We start from the raw sequence: 22,057 nt of genomic DNA, 5'->3' as shown, positions 1-22,057 counted from the left end.
AGTCAACATTTTAAGTACTAAAACGGCCTTGCACCAACGATTGTTGGTATATCTTGTGGCGTTGTTCTCCATGCGGCAAACTGAGCCATTACGTCCGGTGGATCATCGTGCGTGTTCTTCCCGGCTACAGAGTATGTGAGGAGCAGACTCATAAATTTACCATAGTCATCTTTCGGTGAATACAGTGACTTATCACGAAAGATCACATGTTGTTTTACCCAAGGCGCATAGACATAAATCTTCGTCTCTTTGTTCTGTGTGGTATACTCTGTCGTAATATTGCAGAATCCTTTCTTCTTTTCCAGACGCTTTGACACTTCAGCGGCCACACGATCACCGGAGTTATTGGATTCATACTTTGCCGCTTCTACATGGTGCATGTATAAGAGATTTGCCGACTTCTCGTACTGCACCTCGTAGTTGGAGTTATCGTCACAAATCGTATCCACCATGTAGTAGTCATCACCATACTGATAGAGTACCGGCTGCGCGAAATAGTCCGTACCCTTGTTCTTTGTATCGGCGCAGCTCCATATTGCGTCCGGTTTCTTGTCTGGCAATGTGAGATAACGTTTCAGGTCTGCTTCGTGATACAAGAGTCCTTCACGTTCGATAGGATCGTTCATGTACAAACACTTGAACGAAACGTCATCCATGCTGAGCTGCATGTCTTTGAAATATTGTGTGGAGAATCCTACACCGTATTTGTACTCGAAATTCGATTCCCCGTTCTCGTCAAAAGCAGGCACAGAAACAAATCTCGCTCTGGGGTCATGTTCGTGCTCCCTCTGCAAGTGCCCGATCACGTCATTCACTGACCACCTTGTAGCAATGTGTATCTCTTTACACCTGTCCTTCTTACGGGTTTTCAAGTCTGTATTATATGTCTGCCACAGCTTATCCAGACGCTCTTTGCTCATGGCTTCCTCAATACCGGAACACAAGTCATCGGCGTATAGGATTTTCTCGCAACGGGTAGCACCAGTCAGTGATGCTCCGATAGCACGGCACGTCAGGGACTTGAAACGGTTCGGCTTCCCAACGTTGATTGTTTGCTCCTTGCTGTTCATTCCCGTCCTGGGATTAAAATCAACCTCCGGGAAAATCTCTCTCCAAGTGTACTCATACGGGTCTGTAAGAATCTGACCTACGCCATCGTAAAATGACCGTGTGAGGATACCGGAGTGAGCAGACGCAAGGTTCGGCATGTCTGGCCACCACCCCATAACACCGGAAAGAAGAAATATACCGGCAGTGGATTTACCCGAACCGGGCGGCATCGAGATCGTGAGCAGATCAATCTTGTCATCAAGCAGGTCTTGTATGCTCTGCACCAGCCCAAAAGACAGGAAGCGCTTTCTGCGCGGCTCGTAGAACTTCTTGTCATCGTCCCTGTTCTTTTCCAGATACAAACAATAGCTGTCAAACACTCTCAGCTTTGATTCAAACAGCAGCACTCCCCAGTACATGTCGTTCGACAGGTCATTGTTCATGGACTGCTCCCGAACAAAATATTTCAGATACTTCGACCACTTGAGTATAAACTCTCGCCCCTCATCTGTGTCAGCTCCGCCGTCCGCCATGAAAGCCAGCAGCGCCTGATACATGTCGCACTCGACGTTCGTATCCTTCATGTCGTATCTGGAAAGCCCGTGCAATATTCTGTTGTATCGTGTGATCGTGTTATTCATGCCTTTTTTGTTTTTTCGGAAAATTTAAAAACAACCCCCGGCCGTAAACGAGGTTAAAGCGACCGGGGGCACAGCCAAAGAAAGGAGGAAACAATGACCCGACTGTCACGGACGCATTCTGCGGTTGGACTTCCACCTAATCTTCTCCCGCTATTCTCTTCAATATTCTCTGGGCACACTCATAATCATCTGTTATGTCGTGAAGTTCTACAAGTATACTTCTAATCGATGCAAGAAAAGCGTTTCTGAACTCTTCATTTTTCTTTAACTCTGTCTGTACTGTTTCCATTGCTTTTCCAAGTTCCATGGCGAATCCCCCTCACTTAATTATAGTATGATTGTGGACTTACAGTCAACATTACACTTCATTACACGTTATTACAGGATAATTACAGGTCAAAAATGCCGTCCTGTAATATCCCGCAGACCGCATAAATAAAGGGCTGAATGGCATTGTTAAAAATTTAACTTACACTTATTACAGATAAATACTATATTAACTACTATATTATATTTTTTCTTTCTTTTTTCTTATTGAAAGTTAGATAATACTTACCACTTTATTTTTAAAATGCTAAGAAGTTAAAATGTCCTGTAATAAGTGTAAACCCCTTGATTTTACTGGGTTTTGTCCTGTAATAAGCACCTGTAATATTACAGGTTGTCCTGTAATATGTCGTGTAATGAGTCAATTTTGACGTGCGTTTTACTTTATGAAGTGAGTGCTTTTTTTAATTTTTCGGAATTCAAGCACATAACCGGCCTGACAAAACACGTTTGCTTACACCCCTCCCACCCCACAGCAAAACATTTTTCCTGGAATTAAAAAAATGTCGTCAAATTCACATTTGACGACACGATATAGGCGTTATGTTTGATAATGTAATATGTTTGAAATAATTATGTAATATGTATTAACATTTAATCATCAGGAAGCTGCGGAGTGTCTTTATCTATTAAATCTTCGAGCTGTTCTGCTGTCATCCTGGGCGCTAATGGGTTAACCACCTGGACCGGCTGCGGAGTCTCAACATAGCCATACTTGCTTTTTAATAAAAATATGCTCTTGACGGTCTGATTTCCTCCTGCATCACACAAAGCCGCTTCACATTCGGCCTTCCAACTTTTGGCTAATTCGGAATGTGCCCTGCTTGCGTTTCTCACTGTTCCGTTCATCCACGTATTAATAGTGTCAACGCTAATACCCGTCATCTTGCAAAATCTGTATATAGTAGGCATAACGCCGTAACGATAGCAAATTGATGCATAATCTTCCCACACATGACTTAATAAGCTAACGTCTGACGTGTCTATAACCGTGTTGCTGTTATATAAAAGCGTTTCATGTGGCATAAAAACATGTTTATATATGTATTGCATCATACCAGAAACGGCGTAAACATCGCCGTAAACTTTATCCTGTCTGTCTTCTGGAAGCGTCCGGATATATTCGTCTGCATACAGTTCTATATTATTGTCATATATGGTTATATCGTGCGGCTTAAGCGCTGCGGCGGCTACTTTTTCCGCATGATGCATACCGTTGTCCCTGCGTCCGGTGGCCGGTATGCCTTCCATGTTCTTTCTTTTCATTGGTGCAAGCTCCTTTCTAAAAATGTTGTTATTACCACATAAATTATAGCATAAAAAATACCCGGCATAAAGCCGGGCATTGATTTATTCATCTTTCCTCAATCTCTGCATCTTTAAGGAAGGCTTCGATGTTTTCCTCCCTATCAAAATATTTCTCATCAGAAAAGCTCCCTTCCGGTGCTGTTCCGGTTGCCATTATCCTGTTATCTCCGTCATGAAAAATAAGAGTGATAGTATTCGTGTCTCTGTCATAATTGCTTTCCATAAGTGTTCTAACCGTCATTTCCATAACTTCTCCCTTTCTGCCTTCGTAACCTTCGCGGCGGGTTTAATTATAATTACCATCTTTCAACGGGTTCATCATCTATGATATAGACAAACCCTTCATCATCCTCCACAGATTCCCCGCGGAGCATCTGCTCCCACTGGGAATCAGTAACTAGTGGGTGACACTCGTCATCCTATACCGCAACATGATCGCGGTAGGAACCGTATTTATACTCAGAAATATAATGCGCCATTTTTTCCTCCTTTATCTGATTATACCAGAAATAAATTTTTGTGGTCATCCGATTTTGCAATATGTCGGTGCTCCCATCGGGTAATACCATGCGTAAACGCCTGGCTGACCTTCCCATCCTTCGAATGATATAAAACGTATATCGTTCACGGTCAGCGGTCTATAAACCTCTTCCCATGGTTCGAACGTCTCCGGAAACTTAAATTGATATTTATATTTTTCAAGTGCTTTCACGCTTTCCGGATGATCTGAAAAGTATTTTGTTACTTGTTCGCCCTCTAACATTGTTTCGCTCCTTCTCCCCGTCTTGCCGATAGGTCAGCTAATTTTTATGCCCTGCTCAGTTTTTTTCCATGATGTCAAAACATTGTGACATATAGTCCGCTACGATGTCCCAAACACGATAGTTTGTGGTCATCTTTTTTACTGATTCAAATATATCAAAACTATCCATGTTCTTAATGTTGTTAAACTTTTCTTCAGTTATTACAACGTAAGGAACGAAAGCATTTCCAGATAATTCTTTCCTAAAATCCTTTATGGAAGATCCGAGAGAAGATACACATGTCACATTCTCTGATTCTCTAAAATGTCCTATTGCTAAATATCTCTTTTCTTTCATTTTTGTTATCTCCTTTCTTTTGATACTCTTATTATAAGCTAGCTTATATTCATTTGCAATACTTAATACTGCATAAAAATATATGCTAGCTTATGTATGATTTGTACACTTTTATTTAATTGTTCGCGTGTCCAGCTTAAAGGATAAATCAATCAACTTTTCCCGGATGTTATAGTCATTTCTGTGTGCTTCCAGTGTGTCGGCCTGTTTTGGGTGTGTCCTTCTCAATAGGTCTAGTCCAAAATCTATAAGGTCATTCTCGGCCGCTCTGAGCTGTTTTCGCGCTTCTGCTGTGTCTTCTGTCAGATCGTAGCGTGAACCATCATAACCGGCACATGCTAGATCAAATACGGTTTCATCTTCGATCATCCATATTCTTTCCGGTGTCGTTCCGTCTTCGTTGGTGATGCCGTTGTCACGAATATAGGCGGCTTCTTGCTCGTGTTCTCTATCCTCACATAACTGTAAGTGCGATTTTGCCATCGCATAGTTGCGTTGCTGTTTATTCATGTGTAGCCCTCCTCACATGTATAAGAACTTGTTGATGTTACTTGTTATATCCTTTTTTGATCCATCCTTATACATTGCCAGCACTGCTAATTCTGAAATCATATTTTTCCCATCAAACGACAGATGCATCAGTTCCACATAGTGCACAACTGCTGTTGCTTTGGAAAATATGATTTCTTCTCTATTCTGGTTATTTTCTTTCCAAACAACACAATAATTTAGTGGTTTTTTCATTACTTGCCCTCCTCAATCCATGCAACAATAATCCGCTGTTTGATAGCCTAATTCTGACAACTTGGCTGTAGTTGCTTTTTCGTTTCGGCTCCGGGCGTCCGCTTGTCCGTTTGTGATCGGGTTTATAACGAATAATCCAGGTCTATACTTCTGTGCGGTTGTCCCGGCTTCTTTTGCCGCCTGTATAACTTTCTTCTCGGTCCATCCTTTGAGACAAATTAACGTTGCATCAAAATTACTTGCGCCGCCGTCCTCGGGATTTTTGGCTTCTGCTGCTTTCCCTGTTTCTATAGCGGTCTTCAGATCGTCCGCTAGTTTTTGATATTTTCCGGTCAGCGGTGCGGGGCTTTCCGGGTACTTTTTCAGATATTCGGCGTAAATGTCCCGCGCTTCCTGAATCGTGCGCACGGTTTCCATCTCTAATTCCTTGCCGCCTTTGCCTAATACGGCAATTTCATAGCGTCCGCAGATTTCCGCGATATCAATAACGATTTTCTCACCTTTGCAGATTCTTTCTGTGTGATATTTTCCGTTGATCATATCCGCATTCCCTCCGATCTTAATAATTTCCGTCCTAACCTTGTCAGCTCGCTTCTTTTTATGTGTCCCTCTCGGATCATTTGTCTGATGTGGCGGATATCTCCGTACTGTGAGTCCTCTGCACCTGTAAACGGTTTCGCTACGGAATACATGTATTTTCCGTCTGTGTAGATGTCCCAATTTCCTACACTTTCAGTAATTTTGTGCAGGTTCTTTCCGTCCTTCCGGATGGTTGCGGGCATTACCGCCCGCATTGGTTCGTATATGCTTTTATAGTTTTTCTTTTCGTATTCCGTCATGCTATGCACTCCTGTTTTCTGTTCTTTATAATCTCGCTTCCGTACTTCTCGCGCACCTTGTCCAGCGTTTTGCAGTATGCGCGGTGCATCTTGTGCGCGTCTGCACCTTTGTAGAACCATGCACATTTGCTGCGACTAAACAAAAAATTCAGGTTCTTAAAATCTGCTGCGTATGGATAGGTGTTACCACTGCACCATATCCATGATCCTATGATTTCGATCTTCACGCCTTGGAAGCGGATGATCTTTTCTATAATGTCTGCGAATTCTGTCGGAACTTCCGTGCTTTCCTTGGTATAGGTGCCGCCGTCTGCACTCCGGTGCGTATTCTTCAGACGCTCGAATAATTTTTCGTATTCGGCGCGCATGGCACTGAATTCTTCCGCGCCGCCGCCGTTGTCCGGGTGCAGCTCTTTTGCCAGCTTAAAAAACCGGCTTTTCAGTTCCTCGACAGTGTTGATATTGTTAAAATATTTCATTGCTTTCATTCTTCCACCTCCTGAACCATCCAGTCGTAATCCGACGGTTCGTATCCGCACTCTACAGCGAACTCTTTCGCTATATACAGCGCTTCTTCCTCGTCTTCGGCTTCGATGTACTGCTCCGGATAAAATTCATCTGTCCACTCTTGCTCTGCATCCATCCTGTAACAAACTTTATATCTCTTCATGTTGTTTTTCTCCTTTCTTTTGATACTCTTATTATAAGCTAGCTTATATTCATTTGCAATCGGTAATGTTGTATAAAATAATAAGCTAGCTTATATATAAAATGGCGAAATATTATAATAAAATAAAATCGCTATTGCAAAATAAGCTAGCTTATGATATAATCAGTTCGGATAAATTATGACTCAAAATATGAAAATCGGGTTTTTACCTATATAAAGGGGTGTTTACATGGAGGAAAAAAGAAAAAGAGCCACAAAGGCGGTTATTGCGCAGCGCAAGGCGGTGTCCAAATACAGCAAAACCCAGGGACAGATCGCTGTGCGCATGCCAAAAGAGACGCGCGAAAAGATAGCATCATATGTGGCCGGCACTGGGGAATCCATGGCAAAATTCGTCGTGCGCGCATGCCTGGGACAGATCGAAAGAGATGCACAGCTGCGGGAGGAGGGCAAAACTGAGAAATGAAACGTTTCACGTTGGAATTGTTACATATACGATGCGGATGCGCTGAGACTGCCGGAAGTCCGGGTACAGAAAAAGTGATGGGGCAAGCGGAAATTTCGGATTTTTCGGCATTTTGCACGAACGGAAGCTAATACACATCATACTGATGTGTGCAATATTTTTTAAATGAACGGGGGATTTTTGTATGTGGAGAAGGTTTTTAATTGGTTTACTGGGAGTTTCGTTGCTTTGTGGGTGCGGTAAGCCGAAAACTAATGAGATCAATGTGTCCGTTTATAAAATGAGTGTTCCTACGGATTGGACACTCAATGAGACAAACGATACGACCAATTGGGATTATTTTATTGAGAAGAGCGATACACATATGGCGGAGGTTAAGATCGTCGTTACGGATATAAGTGATGATAACATTTATGATTATGATGAATTTGTATCCGTAATGGGCGATGCTATGGAAGGATATGCAGATAACTTCGATGCTTGTGATTTCGGAAATGTAAAAGAACGATCAATAAATGACATTACCGCACTCGAATATGATATATCAGGAAAAACGACAAATGTTGATTTTACCGGTGAAATGGTAATACTCCCTGTAAGTAATTACAGCAAGATGGTTACAGTAAATCTTACTCAGACAGAGGGGTGTAAGAAAGATTATTCAGAAGATTTTAATACATTTGTAGAATCCATAAAAATGTGATGACAAAGAAGAGGGTGGCTTAATGCCGCCCTCAGTTTGATTCCCTATAGTTTTTAATGGCAGCAGCGGCCTCCTCAATCGTAGGGAAAGTTCCAATGTAATGCTTTTTCCAAACCGCCTGCCACTTCCCGCGGCACCACGTAACGCCAACCACGCCTGATGGGTGGGCGTGTATATAATGCTCATCTTCTGGTATTTTGCGTCGCCCGCGCTTGATTTCGGTGCGGTTTTGCAACCGCCGTTTTTGCTCTTTGGCGCATTCTTCAGAGCACGTCACTCGCGGCACATCTGATTTGAAACTCCTACCGCATATTACGCAGACATATTCTGTGTCCCGCATGATCTTCTTATGCTCCGACATTTTCTCTTTATTGTCGGCATAGTATTTCCGCTTGATCGTGCGAATATTATTAACAGTTTCCTGCTTCGCACAGACGGGGCAGTACCGTTGACGTCCTGATGAAACGGTATACGGTTTTCCGCATTTCTCGCAGTAATCTATACTTCCAATCTTGCGCTTGTGCAGATTCTGTCTATAGCGTTTTTTGGCTTCCTTGTCCCGCTCCGCCTGACAGTCAGGGCAGTATTTTGATTTCGGATAGCCCCAAAATGTTTTTCCACATTCCTGGCATATGCGCTGTCTGTACACAGACGATAGTTTTGCCTTTTTATGGCACTTCGGACACAAGTACAACGCTTGTCCGGTAGGACATTCAAAGGGTTTTCCGCATTTTTTACAAATCCGTACTCTCATAATATTAGTGTCCCAAAATCAGATTTTCTATTACTTCTGATTTAGAAATTTTGTTTTTTGCTGCCAAATTATTCAGCCGGGTGATGGCAACATCGGATAACCGGATGCTTACGGTTGTTTTCTTTCCATCATTTTCCTCTATAACACCAAAAATCCTTTCGTAATCATCTGCTTCCAGATGTTCCTCCACCCATTTTTTGGCAGATTCAATACTTAAAGGAATGATTTTTTCCCCACCCGTCCACGAATTTTCACCTATTGGCTGCGCATATTTTGTTTGTGGGCCACCTTCACCGTGCAGGAAATACTCTCCGGTGCTTTTTCTGTACAGGGTTTCTTCCCAGTCAGAAAAATTTCCATATGTTTGATCATCCTTACCAAGTTCTTTTGCTGTATTAGTATCATAAATTCTTCCATTGATTATTTTTTTCATTTTAGTTTTCTCCTATTGATTTTTCCCATTGATATGTTATGATATACATATCAGCCGAAAGGCTTGTGAGTAGAAAATAATTTTTTACGATTATGAAATCGAGGGCTTGCTCCGGAGAACAATCTCCGGAGCATTTCCTTTTATCTTTCTGTCATTTCCGTATTTGCTTTTTCCTCCTTAGGTATTTTCCCTCTCGCTAATTATATAATAGCATGAGTTTATATAAATGTTAATAGAAAAAGAGGTTAAATAAATATAGGGTGGTTTTATCCACCCTACATCTTTATCATCGCTATAATCAGAATAATTATTATTGGTATCCAGATTGGAGCAAGTACCCATGTCCATGACCAACTGATAACCTTTGTCAGTTTCAGTACAATAAATGCAATTGTGAGTACACCTAGAAAATCAAAACTCCCGCCACCATCATTATCCTTCAAGTTTATTCAGTCCTTCCTGCTTGTTAGAATGATTGCGCTTTCTGCGCTTATCGTTGTAACGTGCCTTTGCTTCGTCAAAGCGCTTCTGTTCTGCTGCTGTGAGTTTCTTCTTATGAGTCCTTCCGAAAACTGTACCGTATCCCATTATTTCTTCCTTCTCTTAGCTATTTGTTTATACTCGTTGTATGTACTCTCTGATATTTCAATCGGTTTTCCATCGGAACGGAGATCATAATAAACCGGATTAAAATCATAGTCTTGATTCCCGTTGATTTTTAATGTAAGCAACGCGAAGAAATCAAATTGTCCGTTCGCTTCGTCAAGAAGGAATTCATCGGTTGTAAAAACATATTTGTCGCTTCCGTCGTAGGGCATTTTTATTGGATAATGTTCATCAACATATCTTGTTGCAATTCCAGAACTAAACTGGCAATCGAATTTATCTACACACCTTACACGGTCTACGTCCGAGTATTTAGAATTCATACCGCGATCAACGGTCTTGAATAACGATGACATTCTTTTACACTGATAAATGCGGTTGCCGAGTGCGTCTGTACTAGAATACCCCCACACGTCCTGGATGTCTTCAATCATGGTAAGAGGTTTACCTTCAATGAGTTTGTCGAGGATATTTTTTGTAATTCCGATTGACATACCGCTATGCCCATCTTCCATCAAAGAATGATATGCCTTGAGTGTAGAATCACAACACAATCTCGCATATTCTTTATTATCGCATCCCCTTATAAATTCGTATACTTCTCGTTCCGCCCATTCCATCATCTTTATTTAATCTCCTTCTGTACTCTTTCTGTGACTCCGATTCAAGATAGATCGTTGGTACCGGCTCCGTCCATTCGTCAGGAACAAATCCGACCATGATCAGGTTCTTTGGTTTAATAATTTTTATCTGGCGATTAAGCTCGTTTACAAACTGCTTGCGTTCTTTTGGTTTCTTGATCCTTCCGTTCGTGTTAACTGCTACGGTTGAGTGCTGTGGCAATCCCACAAGCGTCCATATGTGATTGGGAAGTACACCAAGAGAAGGAATGACTTTTATTCCGTGTTGTGACATATAGTAGGCAATCGCCATAGACCTGTATCTGTTCCACAGCTGCATTGACCACGGCATATAGTCAAACACGGAGAAATCCGGCATGATCACGCAAGGGAAGCATCTTAACTGCTCAATGTACCTGTCCGCATTTGTCCACAGCTTTTCAAACCAACAATCATCGATGTAGAAATGCACCACTTTGCCTTTGGTGTCCACAACCTTCTGCATCTCCCGGAAACTTACCGACTCTATAGGCTCTGCATAGACCGGTTGCAGAACCGGGAACCCATACTGCTGTTCCAGTTCTGCACCGTAAATATAAAGTTCGTGAAGAGTGTCTCTTCTCGTACTCACCTCGTCATACATCTACTTTCCTCGGAAGCGCATAACACTTCGTACCTGATACATATTCGTTGGCAATGCTTCTAAAAACTTCTCTTACTCTGTCTAAACTCTGATACATCCCCATCACATACACATCTTCTGCTCCTGATATGTGAGCCACAATCATATAATGATCTTCTTCAGTTACATAAAATGTGCAGGAATCATAGTTTACATCAATCCTTCTATTTTGGCTGATAACTCTCATTTGTTCGGACTCCTTAAATTTCTTAAATCACAAACTGCCTTTGCGTGTTTCTTTGTTCCAACAGAACCTCCGACACAGATGTCCGGGTATCCTATCAGGTGGCAATACCACACTTTCCCGTAATTTTTCTTTGCTTCTGTTGTTAACCGGTTGTATGGAACAATGTCAATCGTGTATGCCTGTTTCATCTATGAACCTCTGTACTATCTTGTCTGCAAGCGTGTTTCCTATGCCTGGAACGGACACCAAAAGATCATGTAAAGAATCCTCGTCCAGAACTAACGGATTGTCACCAAATTCTGAATGTCCATCAGCATATCCGCTCTTGTAGATGGATGTCACCCAACGATTCACATCGTTGAATGACATTTTCTGTAAGTGCTTGTAAGTTGAAAAATCAACTGCCTTCTTCATCCAGACCACCAATTTCTTTCACATACGGCAATGTTTTCAGAATCTCTACAAATTTATTCCACTCATCCAGCTTATGCCCTGTACGCTGTTTAATGATTGAGAATACGTTCTCATAATTTATTGTGACAGTTCTGCGCTGATTGTAAGATTCTGGTAAAAGCTGAATCATCTGCCACCAAAAGAATTTTTCCCGGCTGTCGAGATAATTTGCTCTGTACCTATTCAACTGATTGACGATTGTTTGAAGAACTGCATTTGATTCAAGACCAAGTTTTTCACAAGAAAAGTCTGTTGTTTCGAACGGTTTTGCCGTCAGCTTATGCATGGTAGAGCAAGAATTGGCTACGGTTCCGACCTTGTATGTATCAAACTCTTTCCACCAGTACAGCGGTGCTACAATATCCATTGACACAAAAATCTGTCTGAGATACTTTCTATGCTCAGTTCCCGCCTTAAATAGTTTCTGCATTAAGTCGAGATCGTTCTTTCCGATACAGTAAAACTCTCTGTCTGAAAGACACGCTCCCGTGTTATCTGAATTTAGTTTATCGCATTTGTCACAGTCTTCTGTGAGTTCCCACTCGCACTTATAAGAATCAGATTTATTCCAACTATTCATAGGATTGCGCATACCTCTGATGGCATGTTCAAATCCCCACACATCTATATTTTCTACTTTAATCATCATAATCTCCTTCGTCCGAAAACATCTGTGACATGTGATTATATCGCATCGTCCAGAATTTTTTTAAGTTTCATGAACGCTTCTTTAGGGGATGTTGCTTCTAGGAAATACAGCGCTCCTGTTATTTTGTAGCGGATAACATAAAGCCCACGTTCCGCATAGTAATAATCGAAATAACGCTCACCGCATCCGATCTTTGGAAAATTCATCCACTTTAAGCCGTCCTTGTGCTTGAGAAACATATGAATCAGTGAATCAAAATCCATCGTCACAAGCTCCCTTCTATGATCTTTGTATTGCCGTTTGTACTTTTCTCATCTGCCCGAACTTCCGAACCCTTTATCTCCCCGTTCGGTTTCTTCCATTTCGTCAACCTGATCCATGATAAACCTTCCGTAAAGCATGAATATAATCTGGACAATTTTGTCTCCCGGATCGAATACATAATCTTCATCACTGAGATTATAAAGTTTCGCTACAATGCTGCCGGTATAACCGCTGTCAATCACCCCTCCCAGAGAAGCAATCCCATGTTTCACGTTCAGCCCGCTCTTGCTTTCAAGCTTTCCGTACCATCCGTCAGGAATTGCAATATGAACACCTGTATCAATGCAAACGCTCTCACCTCTCCGGAGCACTACTCTTTTCGGCGTCCGCAGGTCATAGCCTGCATCCGCTTCATGCGCTTTCGTCGGCATGTACGCATCTTCATCAAGTACAACTTTCATTGCTTGTCCTCCTCTACTACGCAGTTATCATTCATGTAATCTGGCTGCGTCGTGTTTTTATTCCAGTCCTCGACAATCTCCCAGTCATCGCAAGCACAATTAGAAAGTGTATACATGATGTTGCTCGTTTTTGTAAGATCAGATGTTTCCCCATCATAAGTGTGAATTTCGATTATCCACTTATCGTCTGACAACCTCTGACGTGCTTTCCAATATCCTGTCCAATGATGTCTTTTTACCTTGTGTCCTCTTTGTAATGCGAATAACGCTCCTGCAAAATTCATTTGTTCTCCCTCGCCTTTCTTAATCTTTCTGCTGCAGCCTGTCTCTGTTCTTCTGTCATAACTCTGGATGATGTAGAAGCACGGAGACTAATTAATTTCTTTGGACACTCAAATGTCTCAGATACGACTTCTCCATTCACTGTGTCCTGATGCACCAGCCGCCATTCTTCCGGGTTTTTCTTCATTAATTTGTGTAATTTTGTAAGCATTGTTGAGTCAGAGGTATAAACGTAGCCTTGCCGCTGATACGGCTAATTTGTACTATAGTTTCTTGTTCATCTGTCGGAACACCCATCTGGTTTCTCCTTCTCGATTTCAAATTCAAGATACTGGATCGCTTTTCTTAAATCCTGTTCTTTGGAATTCCCCGGCTTTCTTCCTGCTCTGGAAATATATTTGATTGCAGACCCCAAAAAGAAATCCAAATCCCAATCGGCTATAACGTCTTTTGGCTCATATTTCCGTCCTTCGCAATAATGTGAAGGATGGGAAATGATGTCATCTGGTTTAATCTCTTCCATCATCTGTCTCATCTCCTATCATTGGTCTGTTTCGGCTTTCAATTTTATCTATTACCTCTTCAACAAATTCCCACTTTCGTCTGTGCTATTTGAATATAACCACAAATACGGAACTATATATTTGATATTGCTGTCCGTTCTCACAAACGCCCTTTCTTTTATGAACCAGTTTGACCCATCAGGCGTAACCGCATTACGGCAGTATTCTTTACACGATTGAATCTTGGTAATCTTATAAAACCCACCGAGCTCTTCACAAAACAATCTTTTGTTAATAATCGGATGTTTTCTGTTCCACGTTTTCCATCTCGTTCTTGTTTTCATCATTCTCACCCTCATCCATCCTTGCTCCACAGTTCGGACAATATCTAAATTTCGGTTTTCTGTGTTGTGTGAAATCTTCACCGCAGTTTGAACATATCCACACGTTGTCATACGCCGTATCTTCAGGGGCAAGTTCCCAATGTGCATGTATTGTTTTTTCTTTATCCATTTTCATTATCCTCGTCCATCTTTGCGCCGCAGTGTGGACAAAATACATATCCCAACTCATTTATGGATTTTTGCCTAGAAGTGAATACGACTCGTTCACAATTTGAACATGCGAATTCATATGCTTTTCCCGTGCGCTGATTCGGATCTAGCGTAAACCAATGTGCATGTGCTACTGGTTTCTCAATCCACGACAACGGGATTGACGGTTCGGGCTGTACGGTCGGAAGCGAATTTAATAAATCTAACATTTGATCGTAGTCAATGTATTCATTGCCATTTGTGTATGTGACAGTTTCTGTGTCATAACACGTTCTAAGCGCATCAATCGCTGCCTGTCTGCTGATTAGATCATCCATTCGTCCTGTTCACCTCTCATCATGCTTTCTGCCATTGCCGCATAGTATTCATCTCGCTCTGCGTCTGCTTTTTTGATAAAGTGACTATCAAGATAACACCCTACTGTTGTTCCGTCTTTATCTTCATACTGAAATGGGCTATCCCACCCATCTCCAAATATCGCACACGCCTCGCCACTATCGCTTTCATTGCTCCAGTAGTGGTATAGAGGACATCTAACACATTTCATCCTGTTCACCTCTCATATCTTCCCTCCTCCAGACCTCCGGGCGGCGGAATCCTTTTATCGTCATCCATCCCCCGGAGCATCTGTCTGTGTGCCGCTGCCCCGTCCGGCTGTTTACGTGTGCCATCACATTTGTTGCGTCCTGTTTTTTATTTTCCGTTGTAACCCTATTCATCAGTCATACTGTTGGGATTCTTCAGTTACGTGGGGCAGTATATAAACCGGTTGGTTTATAATCTAGTCAAAAAGTTCTATATGCTTATAACCCTCGTCAAACGGTATCTCTTCATCTATTTTTTCAAAATCTTCTTTACTTTTGCATTCCAGAACATGCCTGCGTACCTCATTAATTCTCGATTGCAATAAATTTACATCTTCTTGTAATTCATCAAGTATCCTTATATCCCTGTTTTTCAAAAACAAACAATGTTCATCCATTTCTTATCTCCTATACATTTTGTGGCCTTTTGTGGGTCAGCGTAGTCGATGTGACAAATTTCGCATGTATAAAGTTTCTTTCATTCTTCCACCTCGTTCATCTTCGCACCACAGTGCGGACAAAAATAGTATCCCTTCTCGTCAATAGATACCTGCCGTTCATCATATACGGTTCTTCCACATCTCGAACATGTGTGCCTGTAGGCTTTCCCAGTGCGTTTATTAGGGCATTCTGGAATCCAGTGTGCCGATATTGGCGTTCCCCCGAGTGTTGGCATAGCATCTATACGCTCGATCACTTCTCGTACATCAATATTTTCATAACCGTATTTTTCGCTTACAAAATGAGTATTGAAACCGTGTTTCAATTCATCTGCATTAATCAGTCTCATCCTGTTCTCCTTCCCAATAGCTACAGTAGAAATCATCGTCTGGCATTCTGTTGTAATACGAATCGTCACAAACAAACGGACATTTGTAATCTTCAAAAGAATAATTGACTGGCTCGTTCATTTTTGGTGGAACCACGTCACCATCATCGTCTATTTCTGGTCTGTGCTTACAGGTTCTACAACCTATATAATTCTTTTTCAGTTCTTCCTTAAACACTTCTGCTTTCTTTGTGATTGCACTCATAATTTCAACCCCAGCTCTTTAAGCGTGTATTCTCTTCCAACTTCCATGCCCCTGTACATCGCATGTAATTTGAAAAACGGGAATGACATGATTTCTCTATTGCGAAATATCACCATTAAATATTCGCTATTTATCATTGGTGTTTCGACTTTCTTAATTGTTTTAACTTTCGGCAGTGGCTTCAACACCGCCGTAAGATACTCTCGTTCTTTATCATCGAGAATCTGCGGATCACGGAAACAGATCGGGCTGTTTTCCCATGTAACACCTTTGAATATATTTTCAAACACGCTTAAACTTCGCCAAATTCCCTTTAATGCGAATCGGCTATACAACCTTGTAGGCAACATATCATAGACATAAATCATTCCATCTTTATCCCTTGCGATATACTTATATTCTTTCGGCAGATTTCTTAAAATTATTTTTTCATCTTCTGTAAACTTACTCATCATCGTTCTCCTTTCTGTATGGATTGAAAGCGCAATCTGTACAGTTATCAACTAATTCTCCGTCATCATCAAAGCTGTAATCGTCACCATATCCCTGGCACTCGTCGCAGTAATCGTAATCGTCCCACATGGTATAGTCCCGATAGCAATCGTCACACAAATCCATTCCGTCAATGTGATGTATTTGATCTTCTGTCAGATCGTCTGTATCGCAGTCATCGCATCGGTATCTGACTGTATGCATGAGACTGCATGAGTCACCAATACATGGATATGTGTCATTAGCGCAATCGCAGCATTCATTTACTTCGTATCTCATAAATTATCCCCACTGTTCTGCCATTGCTTTTGCTATGCCCAGAAATGTCTTGCTTCTGACTCCTGCGTCTCTTGTGCTTGAATCTTCCCAACATTTTGATTTTCCAGTTGCATACGTCCCGAACAATTTTGCATTGTCTGGTCTGGGAAGATCATTCGTTTTCAACGGATTTAGCCCTTTTAACCACAAACATGTGCGCTTCGTAACATAATTCTCAGAATCGTCTATGGATTCTGCGAACTGGTACGGTTCGATAATCTGATCTGGCTGCCTGAAAACGGAATTCATGATTCCGACCGGATTCTCAACCGCTACTTTCTCGCAAGGTGCCTGAAAGCACCTCATAAAAAATTCCATAGCGTGAATCCGTTCGATTGTTGCGCCCTCTATGCGGTTTTCTGGTGTCTTTTTCAAGCTGTGACCGGCTGTATTTACGTGTGACAGGTAAGTGCATGGCGGGTGTGCAATGATCAAATCCCAATGGTCAACGGTCAACCACTTACCGTTTTGCAGCTTCACGGTACCCCCCCCCTATCACGTATAAAGCGTTGTCGAGAATGTGCCATTCCGGGTGACCACCACTGCATTTCTGAATATCGCAACTGTACGCTTCATGTCCTCGTTTTCGGAACTCTGTACACACTCTCTGCGATTCCTCGCAAGCTACCAATACTTTCATTGTTTCTCCTTCGTATATACCCTGTGAGACTTCCCGTCTATTATCGAGACTGAGCTTTTAATTCCGTACAGCAAGGAAAGCTGTTTAGAAAAAGTGCTTATTGTCATTCGATGAATACCGGAAGAATCACAATAATGAATGTATTTGTCATAAGTTACTCTTACCGGTTGACCGATCAATGCTTTCCATGGGTCATCCGGATGTACACCTTCGTCGAGTTCTGTGACGAAACCTATAATCGGGTTATTCTCCGTGTCATAGCTTTTAAGTGTCTCGTTTGTCGCGCTTGACTCGTGGAATTTGTTTTCCTTTATTACGTCACGGAAAGCATTAAGGGAAATCCGAATCAGATATTCGATACTCTCCCTTGTCTGAACTTTGTCCTCGATGTGCGGGTCATAGTCTTTATCGTCCGGACTGAACTTTGCGTTAAACGGAATCATAATCAGTCTACGCTTTACCGCCCCGCTCCTATCACGGATTCTAGGCATGTCGTTACAGGAGAAAATAAGTTTCGCATACGGGTTGAATTCGTATGGCTCAACGCCTTTGTCCTCTGCCTTAATCCGGTCACCGGTTACTACTTTCTTGAACGTTGCCACCTGATTGCCGTGTAAGAACTCATCGGAAATATCATCACCGATATTTGCGAGTTTTTCATACATCAACGATGTGGAAAACCTGTCGTTAAGTGCGTTAATATCCAGTGTTGAAAAATTTTCTGTTCCAAGCATCGCCTGTATGGTTCTGAGCATTGCGGATTTTCCGTTTGCTCCGCTGCCGACAAGTATCACCGCTTTCTGGTACACGTTGCTTCTAAACATGCAATATCCTATAAACTGTTCCAGTAAATAGCGGATGTCCTTGTCGTGGCATGACACGTTATCAAGCATCTTATCTGTCGATTCACAGTACGCTGTCGGGTTGTAATTCCACGGTATCTTGTTGGTGATAATGAATTCCGGGCTGAATGGCATCATGCAGTCGTTTATGATGTCATAAATACCGTTTTCAAAAGCCACATACTGCGGTTTCATTCCTCCGTCTATCTCCGGGGCTTCACTCCACAAGAATTCATATACCTCTGCCTTGTTGTTCCGCTTCATTCTGCGGTCATATTTCAGCATTCTGTGATACAGTTTGTCTTTTCCGTACACGTATATCCCGTTCTCATAGACATGCAGTCTCCCGCTGATCTTGCAGACGTGTGCGTGTTCGATCATGTAATCTGAAAACACGTCTGTAAGAAACGTTCTCCCATCGTAGAAACTTTCAATCGGGACAACCTCGTCATTCTCAATACTCTGAAACGAATCATCCCTCATGATTGTGTCGAGTTCCCGTTCATCAAGTGGTTCCGCAAGAATGTACGGGTTGATAATCTCCTTGTACATCCTGCGCACCTCGTCTTTGGACATTTGCAACTGTGTCCAGAGAACTAGGATATAACCGTGTAAGTCGCTGTTTCTCCCTTCCCCGGCTCTCATATGCCAAAATTTCTTATTGGTATTGACCGGATATAGGAACTTCGGAACCTCGTCATAATCCCCGTTCTCGTCTGTCTCGTCATACTCTGGTGGGAATCTCTTTGCACCGTCAATACAAAGAGGAATGAAGGTGCTGCCGCTGTGAATATCTGCGATAAGTCCGCAAGCAAGTGTAATATCTTCCCCGTCCTTGTATTTCCAGTCTTTAGGCTTCTTCCAGTAAGTATGGATATGACCGTTCTTCGGGTTGCTCAGTTCCAGACAATGAAGGCTCTGTGAGTCTAATATGTCGAACATGGCATCTGACATTTCTTTGGTATCAAACGAAATGTCAATATATCCGGGATTCAGTACGGCACCGAAAAAACCATCGTCTCTTACCTCTTCAAAAGTGTGCCCTTCCTGATCTTTTACCTTTTCTGCCGGGACACATCGGACTTTCTCTTTGTCCTGTTTCTTCTTCCCGTGAAAATATGTCCGAAATACCTTGTCATTACCGTTCCAATTCATCCCGTCAACTCCGTTAATAGTTTCAGATTTTCTTTGTACTTCTTCTGATACCTGATGAGTTTTTCAAACTCCCGTTTGTTCTCCGTGGCACAAGCCTTGTAAAATTTCAGTGATTATTTCTTTGCGCTCAGGCGGTCTTTGTGTTCCTTGTAGTGCGTGTGAAGCATCTTATACTGCGGAGAACTTCGTTCATAATTATTCATCGCGGCTTTGTTCCGGTCTAAGTCGGCCTGCATCTTTGCGACTTCTTCCAGCTTTTCCTTGTACTTTTCGTGATAGTCTGCATATCCGTTCGCATACTCTTTCAAGCGCACTACATCGGAAACATCAGCAAGCGCCTTATTCAGATAGGCTTCCATCTTTTCACACGCTTCTGTGTAGTCCGGAGAAGCGTTCAGAGTCGTGCGAAACAATTTTCTTAAGTCTCTTCCTGTACACGGAAAGAACCGTTCCAACTTCAGCCGCATTATTCCTCCGGGATATTTAATTTCCAACTCTGTTGTTGTCATGGTGATCATCCTCGAAATCTATTTCCGTTGCGTTTGGACGTTCCCTGTCACTCTTCTTCGGTATGAAATAGACAACCTTTCCTACCTGCACAAACTGATTCCAGTGTTTCTTCACATAGTTCTTGCAGAACTTTCTTGCCGCATAATATTCTTTTCCGTCATCACCTTTTACAAAGAAATATCCTGCGTCAGCAGACCGCATCCTCTTGATAATTGTCCCTCTCATCTTTGAATCCATAATCCTCTATCCTCTGTCTCGCTAAATCGATATACCATTCCTTGTCCAGATTTTCCGGGCATTTCACGCCTTCTGTAGACTCATTCCAGATAAAACAGTGATCCGGTGTATTGCCGAACTTGTCTCTTCTAAACTTTCCGTTGTCAAGCGCTTTGCACTTGATCAAACGCCCTTCCCTCATGTCCTTTGAAGCAAACACACGGAAATTCTGCTCATGTAGAATTCTGTTTTCTCTCTGGTAAATATAATCACGGCTCTTTAGCTGTCCTTTTGCGTGCACTCCGTCCCTTCCGTTGTAGAAATGGCTTCTGACTTTATATTCTCCGAACTCCTTCTCCACATGGTCATATGCCTTTGTGAGCTTTGCCATCTTCTGAAACATTCCTAGATCATTGCAGCCGTTGATTGTTTCCTCGACCGGAACGCCTTTTGATAAGCAATCAACAACCGCCTTGTTGATAATCGGCAGGTCATTGTCTATTTGTGACAGCTCCTTTACATATGAACCGATACGCTCAATTCCCCCCTCTGCATCCACCCACAAATAGTTGTTTACGTCTTTCTGTGTGATTGAATCCAAACAGTCAAGCGCAAGCCCTATCTCACATTTGTCCGTACTGCATCTCTGCTCCCATTCATAACAAATGTCATCCATCTGATAGAACGCTTCGTCCGTGTCGGGAATCCATACAACAAGACCGTCCGTGTTCACGTTGATCGGTCTGAATCCCGGTATTACCTCCAGATGTTCCACAAGGTCTAGCAGCATAAGCTGTCCGTTGATACACATGGTATTGTTATTCCGTGGATCATATGCAGGATTCGTTCTATCCTTCATGGCTCCTGACAGGGCATTAAGCATCTTCTTGTACGGCAACTGTTTCTTCTTCCATGCCTTTGCTTCCTGCCTTGTTTTGGCGGCAAGCTGCTTCATCTTCATGGCTTTCCTGGTGTTGTACACCTTCATGTAGTTATCGTTTGTTGCAGACCGTGTAACAAGGCCGTAAGCGTTCAACATGGAAGGATAATAGTTATTCACATCAACGTGATACCCTGCCCCGTCTGCCCTTGTAAGACGTATCGGATGATCAGGCGCTCCGTGTACACCGCCGAATCCAAACTGAAACGTAATTCCGCAGATTTCACAAGACAGATTCTGTTGCTTGTACCACTCTTTCTTCTCTTTTTCTGACGCATTACCAAGGTGTAACCTCTGCGCTTCTGCCCTGCGCTCCGCAAACCAATCCTGAACGAATTTGTATTTTTTCAACCTCAAACACGGTAGAAACTCAAAATCAAATTCATCCATCCTGTCGGTCTTCCTGCATCCGAGAACCTTTGCAGTTATCCTTGCTTCGGTATCCCCGATGTCTGCAAGTGTCACCTGTTTCGGGAACGCTTCGACAATCTGTTTCATGGCGTAAAAAGTATCGCCATTCGCCATGAAAACCTTGATTGTCTCTTCTACATCATGCGTACAGTAGTAGATTGTCTGTTGCAGCTCTTCTTCTGTGAGTGGCCTGTCAACATCGAAGCGAACCTCTGTTTCCCGGATGTCCGAACCCATAAATCCTTCGATTGTTTTCAAGCCAAAGTTACGGATATATCCGGGAAGGTTCTGCTTCACATCGTAGTTAATCATTGGAATCTTGTTGAATTCCGGTGATATTTGCCAGCCGTCCATGCGGTGAATGATGATCGAGTCGTTGATGTCTTTCGGGTTTAAATCAAGCATTATTCCCTTCACAATGTACTGGTCATAATGCTTGTTGTTGTACCCTACCCATATGGAAGATGAATGCTCGTTGAAATAGTCAGTCAGAGTCTTTCTGTCATTGTGTATGACTGTTGTGCGCTCAGTTTCCATGTCAATGAAGACACCTAACCAGTCATACTTGAACACTTCCATATCATAAAAAAGCATTTTCTTGTCTCTCTGTGTGGACTGT

38 protein-coding genes are annotated in these 22,057 nt (G+C 42.3%); 2 read left to right on the top strand and 36 right to left on the bottom strand.

What is annotated here, in order from left to right; translation table 11 throughout:
• Window positions 1–17: 17 nt before the first annotated feature.
• From terL to FYJ60_RS04525, 12 genes are all read right to left on the bottom strand, one after another.
• A complete protein-coding gene (gene terL, locus FYJ60_RS04580) occupies window positions 18–1,691 on the bottom strand; it encodes a phage terminase large subunit (RefSeq protein WP_154457375.1) in 1,674 nt (557 codons plus the stop codon).
• A 136-nt stretch (window positions 1,692–1,827) separates the two neighbouring features.
• Window positions 1,828–1,998 carry a hypothetical protein gene (locus tag FYJ60_RS04575; protein ID WP_154457374.1) on the bottom strand — a complete coding sequence of 57 codons (171 nt, stop codon included), beginning with the start codon at window positions 1,996–1,998 and terminating at the stop codon, window positions 1,828–1,830.
• Window positions 1,999–2,612: 614 nt separating this feature from the next.
• The gene (locus FYJ60_RS04570) at window positions 2,613–3,284 is read right to left on the bottom strand and encodes a hypothetical protein (RefSeq protein WP_154457373.1); all 672 of its coding nucleotides are present in this window, start codon (window positions 3,282–3,284) and stop codon (window positions 2,613–2,615) included.
• Between the two features lie 88 nt (window positions 3,285–3,372).
• Window positions 3,373–3,567 (bottom strand): hypothetical protein, encoded by a 195-nt coding sequence (locus FYJ60_RS04565; RefSeq protein ID WP_154457372.1) that lies wholly within the window; start codon window positions 3,565–3,567, stop codon window positions 3,373–3,375.
• Between the two features lie 282 nt (window positions 3,568–3,849).
• A complete protein-coding gene (locus FYJ60_RS04560; protein ID WP_154457371.1) occupies window positions 3,850–4,089 on the bottom strand; it encodes a hypothetical protein in 240 nt (79 codons plus the stop codon).
• Between the two features lie 55 nt (window positions 4,090–4,144).
• Window positions 4,145–4,426, bottom strand: coding sequence for a hypothetical protein (locus FYJ60_RS04555; protein WP_154457370.1), 282 nt, complete (start codon window positions 4,424–4,426; stop codon window positions 4,145–4,147).
• A gap of 111 nt (window positions 4,427–4,537) precedes the next feature.
• Window positions 4,538–4,936 carry a hypothetical protein gene (locus FYJ60_RS04550; protein WP_154457369.1) on the bottom strand — a complete coding sequence of 133 codons (399 nt, stop codon included), beginning with the start codon at window positions 4,934–4,936 and terminating at the stop codon, window positions 4,538–4,540.
• Window positions 4,937–4,948: 12 nt separating this feature from the next.
• Window positions 4,949–5,170 (bottom strand): hypothetical protein, encoded by a 222-nt coding sequence (locus FYJ60_RS04545; protein ID WP_154457368.1) that lies wholly within the window; start codon window positions 5,168–5,170, stop codon window positions 4,949–4,951.
• 12 nt (window positions 5,171–5,182) lie between these two features.
• Complete coding sequence (locus tag FYJ60_RS04540; protein WP_154457367.1) at window positions 5,183–5,710, bottom strand: hypothetical protein; 528 nt, start codon at window positions 5,708–5,710, stop codon at window positions 5,183–5,185.
• On the bottom strand, window positions 5,707–6,009 hold the full coding sequence (locus FYJ60_RS04535) for a hypothetical protein (RefSeq protein WP_154457366.1): 303 nt from the start codon (window positions 6,007–6,009) through the stop codon (window positions 5,707–5,709). Before FYJ60_RS04535 ends, FYJ60_RS04540 begins: the two co-directional genes overlap by 4 nt.
• Window positions 6,006–6,497 (bottom strand): J domain-containing protein, encoded by a 492-nt coding sequence (locus tag FYJ60_RS04530; RefSeq protein ID WP_154457365.1) that lies wholly within the window; start codon window positions 6,495–6,497, stop codon window positions 6,006–6,008. The genes FYJ60_RS04535 and FYJ60_RS04530 overlap by 4 nt, the downstream gene beginning before the upstream one ends.
• Window positions 6,494–6,679: a hypothetical protein gene (locus tag FYJ60_RS04525; protein ID WP_154457364.1), complete on the bottom strand. Its 186-nt coding sequence runs from the start codon at window positions 6,677–6,679 to the stop codon at window positions 6,494–6,496. Before FYJ60_RS04525 ends, FYJ60_RS04530 begins: the two co-directional genes overlap by 4 nt.
• Window positions 6,680–6,908: 229 nt before the next feature.
• Here FYJ60_RS04525 and FYJ60_RS04520 point away from each other — a divergent pair, with 229 nt between their 5' ends.
• On the top strand, window positions 6,909–7,145 hold the full coding sequence (locus FYJ60_RS04520; protein WP_154457363.1) for a YlcI/YnfO family protein: 237 nt from the start codon (window positions 6,909–6,911) through the stop codon (window positions 7,143–7,145).
• Window positions 7,146–7,329: 184 nt separating this feature from the next.
• Window positions 7,330–7,848, top strand: a complete 519-nt coding sequence (locus FYJ60_RS04515; protein ID WP_154457362.1) for a hypothetical protein — start codon at window positions 7,330–7,332, stop codon at window positions 7,846–7,848.
• Window positions 7,849–7,879: 31 nt separating this feature from the next.
• On the opposite strand, the gene FYJ60_RS04510 is transcribed toward FYJ60_RS04515, so the two are convergent.
• From FYJ60_RS04510 to FYJ60_RS04395, 24 genes are all read right to left on the bottom strand, one after another.
• A complete protein-coding gene (locus tag FYJ60_RS04510) occupies window positions 7,880–8,602 on the bottom strand; it encodes a hypothetical protein (RefSeq protein ID WP_154457361.1) in 723 nt (240 codons plus the stop codon).
• Window positions 8,603–8,606: 4 nt separating this feature from the next.
• Entirely contained in the window at window positions 8,607–9,035 is a 429-nt protein-coding gene (locus FYJ60_RS04505) for a ribbon-helix-helix domain-containing protein (RefSeq protein WP_154457360.1), read from the bottom strand.
• Between the two features lie 432 nt (window positions 9,036–9,467).
• On the bottom strand, window positions 9,468–9,623 hold the full coding sequence (locus FYJ60_RS04500; RefSeq protein ID WP_154457359.1) for a hypothetical protein: 156 nt from the start codon (window positions 9,621–9,623) through the stop codon (window positions 9,468–9,470).
• Window positions 9,623–10,264, bottom strand: coding sequence for a hypothetical protein (locus FYJ60_RS04495; RefSeq protein WP_154457358.1), 642 nt, complete (start codon window positions 10,262–10,264; stop codon window positions 9,623–9,625). Before FYJ60_RS04495 ends, FYJ60_RS04500 begins: the two co-directional genes overlap by 1 nt.
• Window positions 10,212–10,904 carry a DUF4417 domain-containing protein gene (locus FYJ60_RS04490; protein WP_154457357.1) on the bottom strand — a complete coding sequence of 231 codons (693 nt, stop codon included), beginning with the start codon at window positions 10,902–10,904 and terminating at the stop codon, window positions 10,212–10,214. Before FYJ60_RS04490 ends, FYJ60_RS04495 begins: the two co-directional genes overlap by 53 nt.
• A complete protein-coding gene (locus tag FYJ60_RS04485; protein ID WP_154457356.1) occupies window positions 10,897–11,130 on the bottom strand; it encodes a hypothetical protein in 234 nt (77 codons plus the stop codon). Before FYJ60_RS04485 ends, FYJ60_RS04490 begins: the two co-directional genes overlap by 8 nt.
• Before the next feature lie 165 nt (window positions 11,131–11,295).
• Window positions 11,296–11,544, bottom strand: coding sequence for a hypothetical protein (locus tag FYJ60_RS04480; RefSeq protein WP_154457355.1), 249 nt, complete (start codon window positions 11,542–11,544; stop codon window positions 11,296–11,298).
• Window positions 11,528–12,229: a hypothetical protein gene (locus FYJ60_RS04475; RefSeq protein ID WP_154457354.1), complete on the bottom strand. Its 702-nt coding sequence runs from the start codon at window positions 12,227–12,229 to the stop codon at window positions 11,528–11,530. Before FYJ60_RS04475 ends, FYJ60_RS04480 begins: the two co-directional genes overlap by 17 nt.
• 38 nt (window positions 12,230–12,267) lie before the next feature.
• Window positions 12,268–12,495 (bottom strand): hypothetical protein, encoded by a 228-nt coding sequence (locus FYJ60_RS04470; protein WP_154457353.1) that lies wholly within the window; start codon window positions 12,493–12,495, stop codon window positions 12,268–12,270.
• A 48-nt stretch (window positions 12,496–12,543) separates the two neighbouring features.
• Window positions 12,544–12,957 carry a dUTP diphosphatase gene (dut, locus tag FYJ60_RS04465; protein WP_154457352.1) on the bottom strand — a complete coding sequence of 138 codons (414 nt, stop codon included), beginning with the start codon at window positions 12,955–12,957 and terminating at the stop codon, window positions 12,544–12,546.
• Window positions 12,954–13,241, bottom strand: coding sequence for a hypothetical protein (locus tag FYJ60_RS04460; RefSeq protein ID WP_154457351.1), 288 nt, complete (start codon window positions 13,239–13,241; stop codon window positions 12,954–12,956). Before FYJ60_RS04460 ends, dut begins: the two co-directional genes overlap by 4 nt.
• A gap of 275 nt (window positions 13,242–13,516) precedes the next feature.
• Window positions 13,517–13,765 (bottom strand): DUF3310 domain-containing protein, encoded by a 249-nt coding sequence (locus tag FYJ60_RS04455; protein WP_235903319.1) that lies wholly within the window; start codon window positions 13,763–13,765, stop codon window positions 13,517–13,519.
• A 268-nt stretch (window positions 13,766–14,033) separates the two neighbouring features.
• Complete coding sequence (locus tag FYJ60_RS04450; RefSeq protein ID WP_154457350.1) at window positions 14,034–14,255, bottom strand: hypothetical protein; 222 nt, start codon at window positions 14,253–14,255, stop codon at window positions 14,034–14,036.
• Window positions 14,256–14,600: 345 nt separating this feature from the next.
• A complete protein-coding gene (locus FYJ60_RS04445; protein WP_154457349.1) occupies window positions 14,601–14,843 on the bottom strand; it encodes a hypothetical protein in 243 nt (80 codons plus the stop codon).
• Between the two features lie 234 nt (window positions 14,844–15,077).
• Window positions 15,078–15,278, bottom strand: coding sequence for a hypothetical protein (locus FYJ60_RS04440; protein ID WP_154457348.1), 201 nt, complete (start codon window positions 15,276–15,278; stop codon window positions 15,078–15,080).
• A gap of 80 nt (window positions 15,279–15,358) precedes the next feature.
• Window positions 15,359–15,670 carry a hypothetical protein gene (locus FYJ60_RS04435; RefSeq protein WP_154457347.1) on the bottom strand — a complete coding sequence of 104 codons (312 nt, stop codon included), beginning with the start codon at window positions 15,668–15,670 and terminating at the stop codon, window positions 15,359–15,361.
• Complete coding sequence (locus FYJ60_RS04430; protein ID WP_154457346.1) at window positions 15,657–15,914, bottom strand: hypothetical protein; 258 nt, start codon at window positions 15,912–15,914, stop codon at window positions 15,657–15,659. Before FYJ60_RS04430 ends, FYJ60_RS04435 begins: the two co-directional genes overlap by 14 nt.
• Window positions 15,911–16,366, bottom strand: a complete 456-nt coding sequence (locus FYJ60_RS04425; RefSeq protein ID WP_154457345.1) for a hypothetical protein — start codon at window positions 16,364–16,366, stop codon at window positions 15,911–15,913. The genes FYJ60_RS04430 and FYJ60_RS04425 overlap by 4 nt, the downstream gene beginning before the upstream one ends.
• Window positions 16,359–16,610, bottom strand: a complete 252-nt coding sequence (locus FYJ60_RS04420) for a hypothetical protein (RefSeq protein WP_154457344.1) — start codon at window positions 16,608–16,610, stop codon at window positions 16,359–16,361. Before FYJ60_RS04420 ends, FYJ60_RS04425 begins: the two co-directional genes overlap by 8 nt.
• Before the next feature lie 78 nt (window positions 16,611–16,688).
• Window positions 16,689–17,204, bottom strand: a complete 516-nt coding sequence (locus FYJ60_RS04415) for a hypothetical protein (RefSeq protein WP_235903318.1) — start codon at window positions 17,202–17,204, stop codon at window positions 16,689–16,691.
• Window positions 17,205–17,360: 156 nt separating this feature from the next.
• Window positions 17,361–19,361 carry a DNA primase family protein gene (locus tag FYJ60_RS04410; protein WP_154457343.1) on the bottom strand — a complete coding sequence of 667 codons (2,001 nt, stop codon included), beginning with the start codon at window positions 19,359–19,361 and terminating at the stop codon, window positions 17,361–17,363.
• Between the two features lie 113 nt (window positions 19,362–19,474).
• Window positions 19,475–19,774 (bottom strand): hypothetical protein, encoded by a 300-nt coding sequence (locus tag FYJ60_RS04405; RefSeq protein WP_154457342.1) that lies wholly within the window; start codon window positions 19,772–19,774, stop codon window positions 19,475–19,477.
• 70 nt (window positions 19,775–19,844) lie between these two features.
• Window positions 19,845–20,108 (bottom strand): hypothetical protein, encoded by a 264-nt coding sequence (locus FYJ60_RS04400; protein ID WP_154457341.1) that lies wholly within the window; start codon window positions 20,106–20,108, stop codon window positions 19,845–19,847.
• Window positions 20,059–22,032, bottom strand: a complete 1,974-nt coding sequence (locus tag FYJ60_RS04395) for a hypothetical protein (RefSeq protein ID WP_154457340.1) — start codon at window positions 22,030–22,032, stop codon at window positions 20,059–20,061. The genes FYJ60_RS04400 and FYJ60_RS04395 overlap by 50 nt, the downstream gene beginning before the upstream one ends.
• Window positions 22,033–22,057 lie beyond the last annotated feature (25 nt).

The sequence above is a fragment of the Bilifractor porci genome (assembly GCF_009696005.1).
GTDB lineage: Bacteria > Bacillota > Clostridia > Lachnospirales > Lachnospiraceae > Bilifractor > Bilifractor porci.
This window is presented reverse-complemented; position numbering and strand designations above follow the sequence as displayed.